The 13,073-nt window shown below is 47.6% G+C and carries 13 protein-coding genes; 2 read left to right on the top strand and 11 right to left on the bottom strand.

Annotation, left to right across the window (positions count from 1 at the left end):
* Nucleotides 1-197: 197 nt before the first annotated feature.
* Both I3X05_RS06830 and I3X05_RS06825 read left to right on the top strand, forming a co-directional pair.
* Nucleotides 198-512 (top strand): helix-turn-helix domain-containing protein, encoded by a 315-nt coding sequence (locus tag I3X05_RS06830; protein ID WP_337971070.1) that lies wholly within the window; start codon nt 198-200, stop codon nt 510-512.
* A 228-nt stretch (nt 513-740) separates the two neighbouring features.
* Nucleotides 741-1,355: a hypothetical protein gene (locus tag I3X05_RS06825; protein WP_226980030.1), complete on the top strand. Its 615-nt coding sequence runs from the start codon at nt 741-743 to the stop codon at nt 1,353-1,355.
* 37 nt (nt 1,356-1,392) lie between these two features.
* Here the strand turns inward: I3X05_RS06825 and I3X05_RS06820 are convergent, their stop codons facing one another.
* Genes I3X05_RS06820 through I3X05_RS06770 form a run of 11 tightly spaced genes read right to left on the bottom strand, consistent with a single transcriptional unit; the run spans nt 1,393 to nt 13,072 of the window.
* On the bottom strand, nt 1,393-4,200 hold the full coding sequence (locus tag I3X05_RS06820) for a host specificity factor TipJ family phage tail protein (RefSeq protein ID WP_337971069.1): 2,808 nt from the start codon (nt 4,198-4,200) through the stop codon (nt 1,393-1,395).
* Nucleotides 4,151-4,585 carry a phage tail protein gene (locus I3X05_RS06815; RefSeq protein WP_337971068.1) on the bottom strand — a complete coding sequence of 145 codons (435 nt, stop codon included), beginning with the start codon at nt 4,583-4,585 and terminating at the stop codon, nt 4,151-4,153. Before I3X05_RS06815 ends, I3X05_RS06820 begins: the two co-directional genes overlap by 50 nt.
* On the bottom strand, nt 4,585-5,121 hold the full coding sequence (locus I3X05_RS06810; RefSeq protein WP_337971067.1) for a DUF1833 family protein: 537 nt from the start codon (nt 5,119-5,121) through the stop codon (nt 4,585-4,587). The genes I3X05_RS06815 and I3X05_RS06810 overlap by 1 nt, the downstream gene beginning before the upstream one ends.
* A 2-nt stretch (nt 5,122-5,123) precedes the next feature.
* On the bottom strand, nt 5,124-5,984 hold the full coding sequence (locus tag I3X05_RS06805) for a hypothetical protein (protein WP_337971066.1): 861 nt from the start codon (nt 5,982-5,984) through the stop codon (nt 5,124-5,126).
* Entirely contained in the window at nt 5,984-6,781 is a 798-nt protein-coding gene (locus I3X05_RS06800) for a hypothetical protein (RefSeq protein WP_337971065.1), read from the bottom strand. Before I3X05_RS06800 ends, I3X05_RS06805 begins: the two co-directional genes overlap by 1 nt.
* The gene (locus tag I3X05_RS06795) at nt 6,781-7,569 is read right to left on the bottom strand and encodes a hypothetical protein (protein WP_337971064.1); all 789 of its coding nucleotides are present in this window, start codon (nt 7,567-7,569) and stop codon (nt 6,781-6,783) included. Before I3X05_RS06795 ends, I3X05_RS06800 begins: the two co-directional genes overlap by 1 nt.
* Nucleotides 7,569-9,593 carry a sialate O-acetylesterase gene (locus I3X05_RS06790; protein WP_337971063.1) on the bottom strand — a complete coding sequence of 675 codons (2,025 nt, stop codon included), beginning with the start codon at nt 9,591-9,593 and terminating at the stop codon, nt 7,569-7,571. The genes I3X05_RS06795 and I3X05_RS06790 overlap by 1 nt, the downstream gene beginning before the upstream one ends.
* Complete coding sequence (locus tag I3X05_RS06785) at nt 9,590-10,063, bottom strand: hypothetical protein (protein ID WP_337971062.1); 474 nt, start codon at nt 10,061-10,063, stop codon at nt 9,590-9,592. The genes I3X05_RS06790 and I3X05_RS06785 overlap by 4 nt, the downstream gene beginning before the upstream one ends.
* Nucleotides 10,064-12,298, bottom strand: a complete 2,235-nt coding sequence (locus I3X05_RS06780; RefSeq protein WP_337971061.1) for a hypothetical protein — start codon at nt 12,296-12,298, stop codon at nt 10,064-10,066.
* A complete protein-coding gene (locus I3X05_RS06775) occupies nt 12,279-12,575 on the bottom strand; it encodes a phage tail assembly protein T (RefSeq protein ID WP_229599916.1) in 297 nt (98 codons plus the stop codon). The genes I3X05_RS06780 and I3X05_RS06775 overlap by 20 nt, the downstream gene beginning before the upstream one ends.
* A gap of 50 nt (nt 12,576-12,625) precedes the next feature.
* A complete protein-coding gene (locus I3X05_RS06770) occupies nt 12,626-13,072 on the bottom strand; it encodes a hypothetical protein (protein WP_337971060.1) in 447 nt (148 codons plus the stop codon).
* Nucleotide 13,073: the final 1 nt, after the last annotated feature.

Genomic DNA, 13,073 nt, shown 5'->3' with positions numbered 1-13,073 from the left:
ACCTCTACCTAGCCTCTGTTTGATGTTAATATTATCTTTATTGATATTTTTATTATTTTAATTTCGATGTGTGTGCCGCGTACCGCATATCATTTCATTTGTTCAGGTCTGACAAGGTAAGTGCCCTTTTTTGACCCCTTTTAAGACCAAAATGGCCATATCCGGCCCGTTGTGTGTGTTGAATGTCACGAGATTCATTGATCAAGGCAATCAAACACCGGAGAAGATTGGCGGGGCTAACCCAAGAGCAACTAGCCGAAAAGGCTGGTATTAGTAAGAAAACTTATAAACGTATTGAGCAAGGCGTCCGCGACATCACTTGGAGTGAATACGAACGCATACTTGAAGCACTCAATGTCAGCGAGCTTGACATGGTGCTAGATAGATTTGAGCTTGATAACGTGACCGAGCACGACTTACTTGCTGCGTCCCGGCTCTTCCCGGAACCAATAAGAAGGCTGATTACAAATTTTTTGACAGGCCTTTACAACGAACTGAAAAACATGAAATGAAATTAAGTTAGCGTTACGCGTCACGATAGCTATGCAATTCAAATCACAAAACATCCCCTATTTCAGTGACAAAACTTATTGATCCGAATACCTTTTAAGTCCTTTACAACAGTAAGTTGAGCTATAAGGATGAAAAGGCTTTTTGTTTTGGCGCTTGTAACGACAGCGTTGACCGGGTGCACTTCGACGGCGAATTTTTCCAGAACCACCCCTTCTAGAGTGGAGAATGTGGACTCTAGAAGCTATCAAATTGGAATCAAAACTAAAGCCTATGTTGGCGAAGAGTTGCTGACGAGAAAGGCTTACAAAACATTGGTCCAGTCAAATGCTTATCAAGCCAAACAGGCTTTTGTACTGTCCGGAGGTTTAGCCAGTGTTGCTCTTAGGCTCTCTGGAAAAGCTGGTGATGCATACGAAATCGCAGGGACAAACGAAAAAGGCAACGATATTGTGATGATTCCAGGTAGTCACCTATTGTTCGGCATCGATAAGGCGGGGTACTGGGACCAAACTGTCGTTTCCGGTGATTTCTGGACTTCTCCTGTTGGAAGCGGCTCTCAATACACCATTGAACCAAGCAATGTGCAATTTGAAAAACACGAGACAAGCACACCACTTTCTGACTCCGGTTACATAAACCACGAATTGATTTTCACTGGCTTGAGCTCTGATGGTATCAATGTGCTCTACCGTGAATACACATTCGACAATCACGCGAGATCAGCATTTACCCAAGAGCTGATCTACCCTAAAGATACTAAGACCATTAGATTCAGAAATTATCAACTGATGGTCAACTCTGTCACCCCAGAGTATATGGAGTACACAGTGATTAACGACTAGAAGAGCCCCGTTAAGGGGCTTTTTAATGGCGTTAACTTCAAGCCACTTTCGGGTACCCGTTTTCATCCGGCTCATTATCATCATCAGCGTAAACACGAACGTCATAATTAACGGCTTTTACGCTGCATCGCTCCGTTCCTTGCGGTGCCACATCATCAATCAGCGCCGGATAGCACCAGCTATCTGCTTCGCCAAATAACCAAAAAGGCGGCTCTATCGAGCCATCGAGAACGGGTTTGAAGTCTAAACTGCCGTTGATCGTGACTTGGTATGGATTGGGTCCACGGTCACAAACGTACGGGCCGGATGTTCGCCCGTTGGGTTTTCTGAGCGCGATATGGTGCACCCCTTCTCCCCACTCAAGCGGCGCATCGAGCGTAACGACCGTTTTGCCATTCGACACATCGTAGCCTTCCATTCGTCCACTTTGTGCGTAACCCGGCACATCATCAGCCAGTGCCACGTAATCAAGGTAGTTTGAGTTAAAGGCATCCATCTCCGTCTGGAATGAGTACTGAAAACGGCGATAACGCTTTTTGCGGCGTATCCGCATCCCAAATCGCCACGCTCTGGTTGCATCCGTTACACCAAAGGCACGTACCTTTTCGGGCTTATTGCCAAGGTCATCAGGTAAAAGACACAAGATTGTTTCCGGTTTCCACGTCTCGGTTGAGAAGTATTCCACCTCTATCCCGTCTGGCTCTTCTTCATCAAAGAACTTGCCCGAGCGTTCGAGCCCTTTCCCGAGCATGTTGTCAGGCTGGTATTGGTAATCAAACACAGTGCGCGGTTCGTCTCGAACCGGAACGATTTGTCCATAGTTCAGCGTCGGCTCGGCATAGCCAACGGCGAGGACCTTTTTCAATACCTCAAACAAGGTGCTGTCGTCAGTAAAAACCGCATCAAAAGTATCGCCTCTCACTTTCCATACATCATGTAAGCGCAGCAACTCATGCTGCCCGATATGCACATCGCTCAATCCACTGTCGCATATGATGTAGCGCACCGCTGGCGCAATATCGCGAGTAGCATAATTCTCTGACGTCCAGCCGCCGAAGCCGTCAGGAATGGGTAACTTGCGCACTGGTACTACACCTAAGCGATTTTCAGCGTTGCGTGACAGCGTGTTACTGCCTCGAATGCGCACGGCCATGGTGGTGAAATCATCGTACCTGGTGTTCGCCTCAAGGCGAGACTTCAGCCGTTTGTATTCAATCCGGTCAAAGGAACGGCTATCTTTGCTGTCCCCTGTCACCCGATACACGCGCACCTCAGGGCGTACTTTTCGGCCAAGATTGATGGTGATGGTATTGCCCATTTGATCGCGTGTCGCCCCCGAGCGTTTAAAAGGGACCTGATTCCACTCGCTTTCCCCTTCCCCTCGCCACTCAATCATCAAGCGGATTTCCCGGCTAGAAACTGAGCCGTTGTCGTTCATGTAACCAATGCCATCAGGAAACTTGATATCAACGGAAATTTGGTCCGTCACCTCCGAAATGGGGCAAGCATAATGCGGCCCAGCAGGTTTGCCCGGCAAGGATTGTTCGACAGTCACCCGAACCTGCGTTAAGTCGCCAGTGTTAGTAAAGCCGGGGAACGCCATTTCACTCGCACTGGGGAAAAGTTTCTCTACCGTGGCACTGGTTTTGCGTTTTTCGCTGATCTTATAGCGGCCATCATCTTTGCCTAAAAACTGCAAAGGAAGCTGCCGAGTTTCGACAGGAACGGCACTGTTCGGGATATTCATCCCGTTTCCATCCTTGATTCTAACCGCATAGTATTCGACGTCGTTTTCAGTGACCACGTAGGTATCGGAGATGTACCCCGTCGCGTACTCGATTTGTGCCGCCCCATTTTGTGACTCAGTGTACGAGATGGGGTAACGAATATAGTCGCCATAGCGGCAATCGTGTAGTGCTTCATGAGTTGACCAAAACTCTATGGGACTTGTCGCGTAATAACCGCGAAATCCGCCATTCTCCTCCCCTGCCGAGACGGTTTTGGCCCCGGGCGTGCCCGATAGCACGATGATCGAGTTTTCTTCCCATTCATCTGGCCAGAACTCACTCATGAACCCATCAATTTCCGTCAATAGCGTGATGTTTTTACCCGATAAACGAGTGATTTGCGCTTCAACAGAGTTCACCGCCCCTTCCAACTCAATCCCCGCGGTGGAAGCGGTCGCGCCCACTTCCCGAGAGGTGTAGACGTTCTGATGTGCCGGGTGGCCTGTAACATCGGTGCCCGGAGGAAATACATGAAAATCAATATCAGCTCCGTATTTTGAAATGGGCGTATCACCGATATAAATATTATCGCCGCTCAGTTCTACCTCACCCACACTCACTGCCGTCATAAGCATCATAAATTCATCGTCATCCGAGAAGTACCATTGGGGCTCGCTGATGATGTCGGGGTAGGTTTTATGACGGCCAAACAACTCAGGAATGATCCCCATGAGTCGAGGACGGTTGCCTTGCGCGTTTGCGTCATAGATCGGACTGCCTTCCGGGGAAGTTTTCTGAAAGTTGTCCGGGATCTGGTTCATGGCATAAATGGCCATGCCTGCTGCAACAACCGCAATGACTGCCATCACGGCGGTGACGGGATCTTTCGGCTCAGCAAACAGTTCAATCAGGTCTCCGTTTTGCCAACGGTACTCGAACCAATCTTCGCTGGTTTTTTGTTGCCCGTTCACAAAGTAAGAAAAAGGCGGGGTCGGCGATACGTAATAGCCTTTGATGTTATTGGCCATCCAAGCATTGAGCGTTTGCCCTGCCTGAACAGGACAAAACTCACGCTTGGTGCGGTCCAACTTGTTCGGGTAAACCACTAACATACTCATGTTCTATGTAATACCTCGTAATCAGCGCCATGCGCTCAAATTCAGCCAAACGGGAAAGCCTAGGCCGTCCCATTTTTCGCCCGGTATGAGCCACTTTTAGCCCGTTCTCGTCCACGACCACGCCAACATGCACCAAGGTGTCGCCGACAAAATGGCAGGCAATCGCACCATCAACAGGGTGAGTCAGCTTAAATTGACCGACTAACGCTTGATAGCCAGCTGTCATGCCTGTTTTGTCGTCTGGTGAAACTGCACCAAAGCTGGCCAACATTGGCAACTTGTGGTGATGATGGCGAACCAGCCGCACGAAGCCCCAACAATCCACGCCAGAGAGCGCCCTGCCATGGTCTTGATAGGGAATGTTCATTAAGTCCATTAACTGCATTACGACCCCTGATATTTAAGCCCACGCGCCACGGCTGGCGTATAGCGGCGCTTTGGCCACGCTCGATTCACTAAGTCATGAAAGGACGCGACAACAGCCACGGTCTGGATGTTGTCTTTTTCACTGACGCAAGTGAGCTCAAGCGGTGGTTTAGCGGGAGCGGATAGATTGGATGAGAGATAAAAGCGGTAAATGATTTTGACTTTGCTTCCGGCTTCCATGGCTTTATCAATAAAATGACGGGCCTCGCCCGTCACGTTATCAATCTGGAACTGCAGGTTCTGCTTCCCTTTCACGCTTTTGCCCGGCAGGGAAACCCCAAAGGCAGAGGAGCGAAAGAAAGTGAGATTGCCGTCCTCAAGCCCCAGAGAAATCCCTTCCTCACCATCATCACGAACGGAATAAAAGCCATCAGCAAGCCGAATGACGGCATCAGCATCGCCATTTTGGTAGGCTTGTTCGTTTCGGATTTCGAGGGTGTGGATGGGGATTTCATTGGCTGGGGCAGAGGCGTAATAAACCTCTATTGCTTCCATAATCAGGTTCTCAAGTCGAGTAGTTCAATGCCTTTTAGCTTCATACGCATTTTTGATCGTTCAAATACCGCCTCAGCTTCTTCTACAGTCACGGCATGATCAAAAAGAATAGCCTCAGCAATTTCCATCGTATCTATCAAGCTATTTTCATTAGCATAATCGGGTTGATAGTGAGCATTGCCTAGGCCAACTGTCTGACCTGTAACATTGGTAATCGTCCCTCGATACCCATCACCATCATAGAAACGCCCTGCGGGATTATTAAGTGATGAATACCCAACGGTACCTACAGGTGATACAGAGTAAAGAACAAACACCCATTCGCGATGGTTCACAGTCGTAGAACCAAAAGTAACGGCTCCCAAGCTAGCACTCTGCCCTTCACTTTTGTTTGGAGATGAGTTCATGTTAACCCCAATGCCCTCTGGAGCTGGCAAAGGCGGAGCACCATAACTCGCATAGATACAAGTCGAACCTTCAAGCGGGTTGCCAAATCGGTCTTGACGCCAACCAGCACCACTTGTACCTAAGTTGCCTATAACCAATCCACCTAACTGTTCAAATGTCTTGCGACGGAATACAACGGCCATGGTGAATTCGCCCTTTGGTACCCAGTTCGTGTCCCAAACATCGTTATAGTTAAACTCAACACCTTGGTCTAACACTTGTGGCGTACCAAAATAATTCCGTAAATTACGACCATTTCCAGTAATGTCCGTTCTAGAACCGTTCTCTGTACCACCGAGGATCCAATGCCCCCAAGCGCCCACTTCAGGCACGTCACCACCGGGTGAATACACAGGGGAGGCAACTTGCTCTGAAGGCACTACAAATCTATGCGCTAATTTAAAAACCGTATCCATTAGATCACAATCCCCCGCAATGCCATACGCTGACGAGAACGGTCATACACCGAAACCATCTCTTCAGCAGTTAATGCTCTGTCAAACAAAATCGCCTCGGCCACTAATGAATCATTCATTAAATTTGTGTCATAGTTAGGGTTACCGATACCAACAGGATGGTTTGTTTCAGTATTTACCCCACCGCCTGGTGTGCTTATCTCTAATGGGTTATTCACACCACGGATGGTATTTACCATTCGAGCTTTAGACTCTCCATCTAAGGAATAAGCAGCAAAGAACCATTGTTCTGAGTTACCCGCGGCATCATCGTTAATGGTGCCAACAGAGGCCAAATACGGAGATGAATATGAACTATTCCCACAAATGCGATCGCCGGAAACATACACCGAAGAACAGCCAATGATAGGCAGACCATAACGATCCAAACGATATGTGCTGCTTGAACGACCAAAGTTACCAAAAACTAGGCCGCCAGAAGAACCTTTCGATTTGTCCTGCTTAAACACAACAACAAATGTATGCGCTTTACCTAACTTGTGCCCAGTGTCATAAACATCAGAAAATCCAACTTTTGCATAATTGGCACCTAACTCTGGCTGCCCAAACATTACCGTAAGGTTGTTCCCATTACCTGATAAATCACGGATACTATCTGGCTCAGAACCGCCAAGAATCCAATGTCCCCATGAATCTGTCTCAAATACATTATTTTCTGTGATTCTTCTAAACCCATCAAGGACAGGAAGTTCAGGGTTATCAACCACTACACCTTTAATTCTTTTGATATATGCCATTAGATAATAATCCCTTTCAATTTCATTCGAGCCTGAGAGCGCTTATACAAAGCAATAAGTTCTTGATGACCTAATGACCGTTCAAAAAAGACAGCCTCAGCGACCAATGATTTCCCGGCCATAGAGCTGTAGTTAGGATTACCAATATGAAGATTTTGAACTGGCTTACCTTCAGCTGTTGTTGTTTTTGCTGTTCCAGGATGAGCGGCTTTCAATAGATTATTTATACCTGAATGGCTGGTCAGGGCATGTGTTGACGTTGGTGAGATGCAATAAGCTGCAAAGCACCAACTATCATCTATATATTGAGCTTTGTTTGAAATTGAACCGCTCGAAGCCCCCATCGGCTGAGAGTAACCTGCGTTAAAGTTCGTTATATCCGTGGAAGTAAAAATGGATGCCGAACCAATCAAATCTTCTTCATTTCGGTCAAGGCGCTGCAGACCACCGCTTCTCCCAAGGTTACCAATAACCAAGCCATTACCCACTCGCTTAAAAACAACCGCCATAGTCAGTTCATCACCAATAACCAGACCTGTATCAAACATCATCATGCTATCAACTTCGCAGTAGCCATCGCCAACCACTGGCTGATCAAAAGGAACGGATAGGTGGTGAGCATTACCCGATAAGTCCACTACGCTTTTTTCTAGGCTTTCCCCCAATATGTAATGTCCTTTCGCCGTGCTTTCTCGGCTGGTCTCACCTAACTGAAAACCAGCTCCATTTAACGTTGGCAGTACCTGGCTGGTAAAACTCGCATTACGGCTTAACAATGTTGTGGCCATTAGATGATCTCCTCAAAATGCAAACACCAGTTATAAAGTGGATGAGTAACACCGGATATTTTTACCGTTTCCTCATTGCTATCACGCAACGTGCCACCGGCTCCTGAGGAAATGCCATCAATTACACTGGATGAATAGTCCAGGCCATATCGCAAACGGACGTCACCATTAGGCTCTTTAGCTAACACTAATGTGATTCTATTGGAGCCAGAAAGCACAATAGACTCAACATCAACATCACCGTCAGCATCAACAACTCTGAATCCTGATTGGTAAACACTACCCATAAAATCAGTATCAAAAGCTAATGGTGGGTTAGGCACGTGAAACTCAACAGTTACCAACTTCCCTTGTCGCAACGCTTGCTTAAAGTCCAATGGTTGCCACGGAACCCCTCGAACGACGACATGATCATAGACACGAGCGTAATAACACCCAATCAGGTAATACCCAACATTGGTTAAATGCACTTTGTCACTAAAGTGCGGAATTGGATAAGTTGGCGTACAGACATGAATATGTTCATGCTCTTTTGATGCTGCTCGCTGTGCTCGGGCGACATTCCCAGTCGTAGCATAAGAAGAAAGCTGGTAAGTGATAAACTCATGCTCAATTGTTTGACCTCCATAAGTCGCCATCTCTGTCTGTAGATCGTTTCGCAGAGTGATTAAGTCCAGCTTATAAGCGTCAATGCTTTTATTGGTATCGTTTTCGCCTTGCAACCAACATACAGCCTGGTGAATGTGTGTTTTACCACTGGCCTTTGATGTATCAAAACCTGCTCTAATATGAGGTACGGCATAATTGTTGTACCACTCCGTTCCCTTGTTAAGCTGGTCAATACGATAACCACCGTGACCAGCGGTACAAACTAGCTGAGTGTGAATATCTCTATTTCCAAGCAGCACTTGAGTGTAATCACCCATGCCACTACAAGGTGTCTCGCCACGGTTAGTTCCACCATCAGGAGCCGGGTCATTCGTCTCAACTAGAGGGATGGTTGAGCCAAGCTCTGTATTTTTTGAACGCGCACCGCCAGAAAAACAGATGTTGTTATACTTCTGCTCTGTCGATAACGCTGGCTTACCTTGAGAGCCTACTGACAAGCTCTGACCATAGAACATCGTCATATTAATATCAGCAAATGGCTTAGGACTACCAATAACCGGACCGTTAACTTGCTGGTTAATCCCTTTGATGCCGCCAAAAAACTCCCATGCGCCATTTTTATCAACACCTGCTAAAACACGGTTTGCCTCATCAGTAATCAAATACACGTAACCAGAAAAAGCGCCAAGAGGCTCTGCCAAGTGGTACTCTTCCAGCTTTTCAGCATTAAGAATGGAAGTAGACTCATCCGGCACCATTAATGTTTCACCTGTTCTTTTGTTCACGCCAATGGCAACTCGGCCACTTTTATCAACAACAACAGGGTGAACCTGAGACGATGGCGCAGAATCATCAATAGAACCTAAACTTGTACCAACAAGATCCCCGGTCGCTTTGTCAAAACCGAGGCGAACCATGTCATCTTCGTCAACAACAAAAGGCACTATCTTTTCTGTTTTATGATCGAGCAGATACTGCCCCATAGCAGCCATACGGCGCTTGTAGGTATTATCAGTAGAAGATGAAATAGCCGAAGATACGTCTAACACCAACGATTGAGATTCTTTGATAGGGTCGTACTGTGATTTACTCCAACTACCTGAGCCACTGGCGCCGACTTTTCCATACCAACCATTATTTTGGCTGTTTGGATCACTCCAAACCATGGCTATGGTGTCTGCTGACGGGCTTAAATCACCATCCATTGCAGCCTTGGTTGTATAGGTCTTTTGCCCCTGAACCATGGCCTGAAGCTCACTGAATCGGTCCGCAAACTCTTTGGAGATAGATGGTTTACCAACACCATCAATCACTACGTAATCTGTCTCTCCACCCAGTAAAACTTTATTAAGCCATTCAATATTCTTATTAAATTTAGCTATCAACTGAAAATAGTTGTTGCTGTTTTCCATCATTTCCAGCTCTCTGTGTAGTAACGGCCCATATCAACACCATCAACAAACTCATCAAGAGTATGAGGCGCTAGGATTTGGCCAACCGTGATCTCTTCGCTCTGAATTGGGTACTGGCGAATCTCACATTTAACGGAATAAAAAAAACGCCCAGCTTTTTGCTTGGCGTTTTCTAGTGGGTGCTGAATCATGCGGATGTCTATCGGGACAACGCCCAGCTCAGTGCGTTGATTCAACCTAAACCAGCCTACGCCCCCCATCAACGCATGCTCTACCCACCCTAAAAACGCCGCCGCTTGGTTTGGCTCCAGCCGCCACTGCAGTGTCTGCTCGGCAGGAACCACCATAAAACGGCGACGCTGACGAACTCGACCAGAGGCCATTTCACTGCGGATACGATTGGATTGCTGCTTAATACCGGATGGGTCAAAATGCGGATGAGGCAAATAGCTGGGATACATCATGGCCACCATTTATACCCCCTGCCGAGCTAGGCCAAACGTTCGGGTCATGGCTTGCGACATTTGCCCGTCGGTATCGATATCAGCCAAGAAAACGTTGATAATTTCTTCCCCGTTCTCGCCAGTTTTCTCTTCCGTCCGAGCGCCTTCGGGAGCGCCGTAGATATTAACCATCGTCCGAGGGGCCATACGTGAAGAGTCTTTACTGGTTTGAGAAATGGGATCGTTAAAAGCAAACACGCGGCTTTGCATCAACATAATGGCGTTAAACATTTGGTCTATCCGATTCGCCGACTCATTGGTGTAAACCCGTTCACCGGCCAATAGTGTCCAGTTGGATTCTCGCTTGCCGCCCATCATGGGAACTTCGGTGATCCCGTTGTGCGCCATGTTCGAAAGTGAATCGACTTTGCTGGCCATGGAAATACCAAATCCCATTGCGGTACCTGCGGCAGCGGCAGCCAGTCCGGGGCCAACGTAAGGAATACCGACCAGAGATTTATACGCAGAGGTTGCCGATTCGTAGGCATTGAGCATGATTTGAAAGCGAGCGGCGGTTTTACCAATGCGCGCAGCGTTCTTGTTTTCACTGTTTTGCAGTTGGGAAATCTGCCCCATGAAATTGCTCACACCGCGAATGCGCTCTTGCATCAAGCGCTCTTCCATGTAGGCACGCTGCTTGGCCTCTTGCTCTGCAAGGCGTGTTTTCTCTTCCTCTTTACGGGCAAAAGCATCGATTTCGCGCTGAATGGCGTCGTCTTGATTTCGCTGACGCTCTTGCAATTCGGCTTGATAGAAGCCTCTTTCACGTGAGGCGTAGTCCGCTTTTAGCGCATCCAGCGTTTCATAGCCTCGCTGCTTCAACTCTTTTTCGGAGACTTGCAACGCTTCAATGTCCGCTAAACGCTGCTGATGAGCCAACTGCAGTTTCTCGCGCTCATTGGCGTATTGCATATCAAGGCTGGACAGACGCGCAGCACCAGCCGCCTGTTGGCGTGCTAACTCTTTGCTGTCGGTGTCGGTGCTACTTGAACCCGCGACAACAAGCCCCGGCTGCGGTTTACTAAAACTTGGCTTGTTCTTGTCCTTTTGGTCATCATATTGGCGCTGATATTTGTCTACCGCTAGGCTGAGAGCTTCGTATTCTTGCTTTAGCTTTGTGACTTTGGCTTGTGCTGCATCGACTTTTTCCCCAAACCTTGCATTGGCTAGGTGAGCCCGCATTTCTAAGTCATCTTCTGCTTTTTTCTGGGTTTTCTTTAACCCTTCAAGCGCATTCTCTGCTCTTTCAAGCTCGATCTTAACTGTTCTTGCATCACCACGAAGATCATCGAGTTTTTTACGTATTCCGTTTTGGGTACTGGGCTCGTCGTTCATGCTATCGAAATAAGCACCCAAATAATCAAGAGTATCAACAATCTTATCAGTGAGCCAATCTATCTGCTTGCTTGAACCCAAAACCGCATTTGCAAATGATTTCTGGAGTTTTAGGCTGACATCTTCAAGCTTTTGATCCATCTGCTTGAATTTCTCAATGTCGTATTCAGACATGGCGACATTCAAGTCTTGATAACGCTGCGTCAGCTCATAGAGCTTTACTCCCTTATTTTCAAGCAGTGGCATTAATGCTGAAGCATCATTCGCAATCGACTCCAGATAAAAAATCTGCTGCTTCATTGGGATATTAGCCTGATCCATTGCGTCTTTTACTGCCACCAAGGCTTCAGGACCAGCCATTTGCTGTAGTTTCTCAACCGTCAAGCCAACTTTGGGAGCCACTTGCTCAAAGAAGTCTTTGAACTCCCCACCGCCAGTGGCCGCATAATCACCAAGCTTGTCATTCACGTCCTTGAGAATATCGGACATCTTCTCGCCCGAAATGCTGTATTGCTCTGAGGCGTAAGCCAGTGCTTGAATGCGTTCAACTGACACTTGAGCGACAGTCGCCATGCGCTCAATTTCACGGGCTTGCTGGGCGTTTTGACGAACGAGATAGGCTGCTGCGGTGGCCGCCGCGCCAAAGCTAGCTGTTATCATCCCTGCAATTTGAAGTGATGTGGTTCCAAACTTTTTGAAACCTGCTCCAGCAACGTTAAGTTTTCGCTCTAGCTCTCCAGTGCCATCGTTGGCCGCACGGGCTTCTTTGGTGTAACCGCGCAGCATCTTTTTCGCGTAATCAACGTCTTTCTGAAATCTCACCGTGTCGGCGTTAAATCTCAGGTTAAAATCAGCTATTTGGGCACTCAAAACGCATACCTCCGGCTGATGCGCCCATGGCCATCAACTCTTCATCAGTGTATTCTCGGGGTTCTTCAGGCTCTTGGTTTGGCAGAAAATCACGGTAAGAGATTGGTGATTCAAGTTTGATCCCGGCGCTCATGGCCGTCACATTCCAGTTTGCTGCGCACGCAACAGCATGGCGCCAGTTATCCATCTCGTGAGTGAAACCGTTCTTAGCAAAGTAGGTTTGCCACTCGACAACCATCTCCCCACTGATGGACGCCAGCGCCGTTCGCCAGCACAAGACTTTGAACTCTCGCGCCAGATCTTGGGCAAACTCCCTTTCTGCCCGAATTAGCCTTTTGGGTCAGCAGGCTCCTGTGCTTCTTCAGGCTCGCTGTTAGGCTCTTCCGTGTTTTCTTCTGATTTAGGCAGTGGAATGCCCGAGAACTTAGCGATCTCGTCATGCAACTGTTTTACTTGCTGCGGCATCATCGATGACATGATGTACTGATGGCGCTCTTCCAAGTCATCAATATCAAATTGGGTACCGTAGGCCACAAGTCGAGATTGCCCCATAAAACTCAAACGCTCCCACTTTTTAGAGGCAACAGACATGGCTTCATAAAACTGATCCATCTCTTTACTTGATGCATTTTCAGCAGGCCGTTCTGGCGTTTCCGGCTTCGGTAAGTCGGAGCAATAGTCCAAGAAGTTAAAACGGTCCAGACCCGATAACTGCGTGATCTCTACCTCTTCGCCATCAACTGGAACTGTTTTCTTTTTTAAGAATGCCGCCATT

Origin of the sequence: Vibrio navarrensis (assembly GCF_015767675.1) — a bacterium.
In the GTDB taxonomy this organism is placed as follows: Bacteria; Pseudomonadota; Gammaproteobacteria; order Enterobacterales; family Vibrionaceae; genus Vibrio.
Note: the sequence above shows the minus strand (reverse complement) of the source record. Positions and strands in the feature narration are given on the sequence as shown.

Coding starts and splice junctions, on each gene's coding strand:
- I3X05_RS06810 (WP_337971067.1), bottom strand. CDS start 5,121: ATGGAAGCAATAGAGGTTTATTACGCCTCTGCCCCAGCCAATGAAATC.
- I3X05_RS06820 (WP_337971069.1), bottom strand. CDS start 4,200: ATGAGTATGTTAGTGGTTTACCCGAACAAGTTGGACCGCACCAAGCGT.
- I3X05_RS06790 (WP_337971063.1), bottom strand. CDS start 9,593: ATGATGGAAAACAGCAACAACTATTTTCAGTTGATAGCTAAATTTAAT.
- I3X05_RS06770 (WP_337971060.1), bottom strand. CDS start 13,072: ATGGCGGCATTCTTAAAAAAGAAAACAGTTCCAGTTGATGGCGAAGAG.
- I3X05_RS06800 (WP_337971065.1), bottom strand. CDS start 6,781: ATGGCATATATCAAAAGAATTAAAGGTGTAGTGGTTGATAACCCTGAA.
- I3X05_RS06805 (WP_337971066.1), bottom strand. CDS start 5,984: ATGGATACGGTTTTTAAATTAGCGCATAGATTTGTAGTGCCTTCAGAG.
- I3X05_RS06815 (WP_337971068.1), bottom strand. CDS start 4,585: ATGCAGTTAATGGACTTAATGAACATTCCCTATCAAGACCATGGCAGG.
- I3X05_RS06795 (WP_337971064.1), bottom strand. CDS start 7,569: ATGGCCACAACATTGTTAAGCCGTAATGCGAGTTTTACCAGCCAGGTA.
- I3X05_RS06785 (WP_337971062.1), bottom strand. CDS start 10,063: ATGGTGGCCATGATGTATCCCAGCTATTTGCCTCATCCGCATTTTGAC.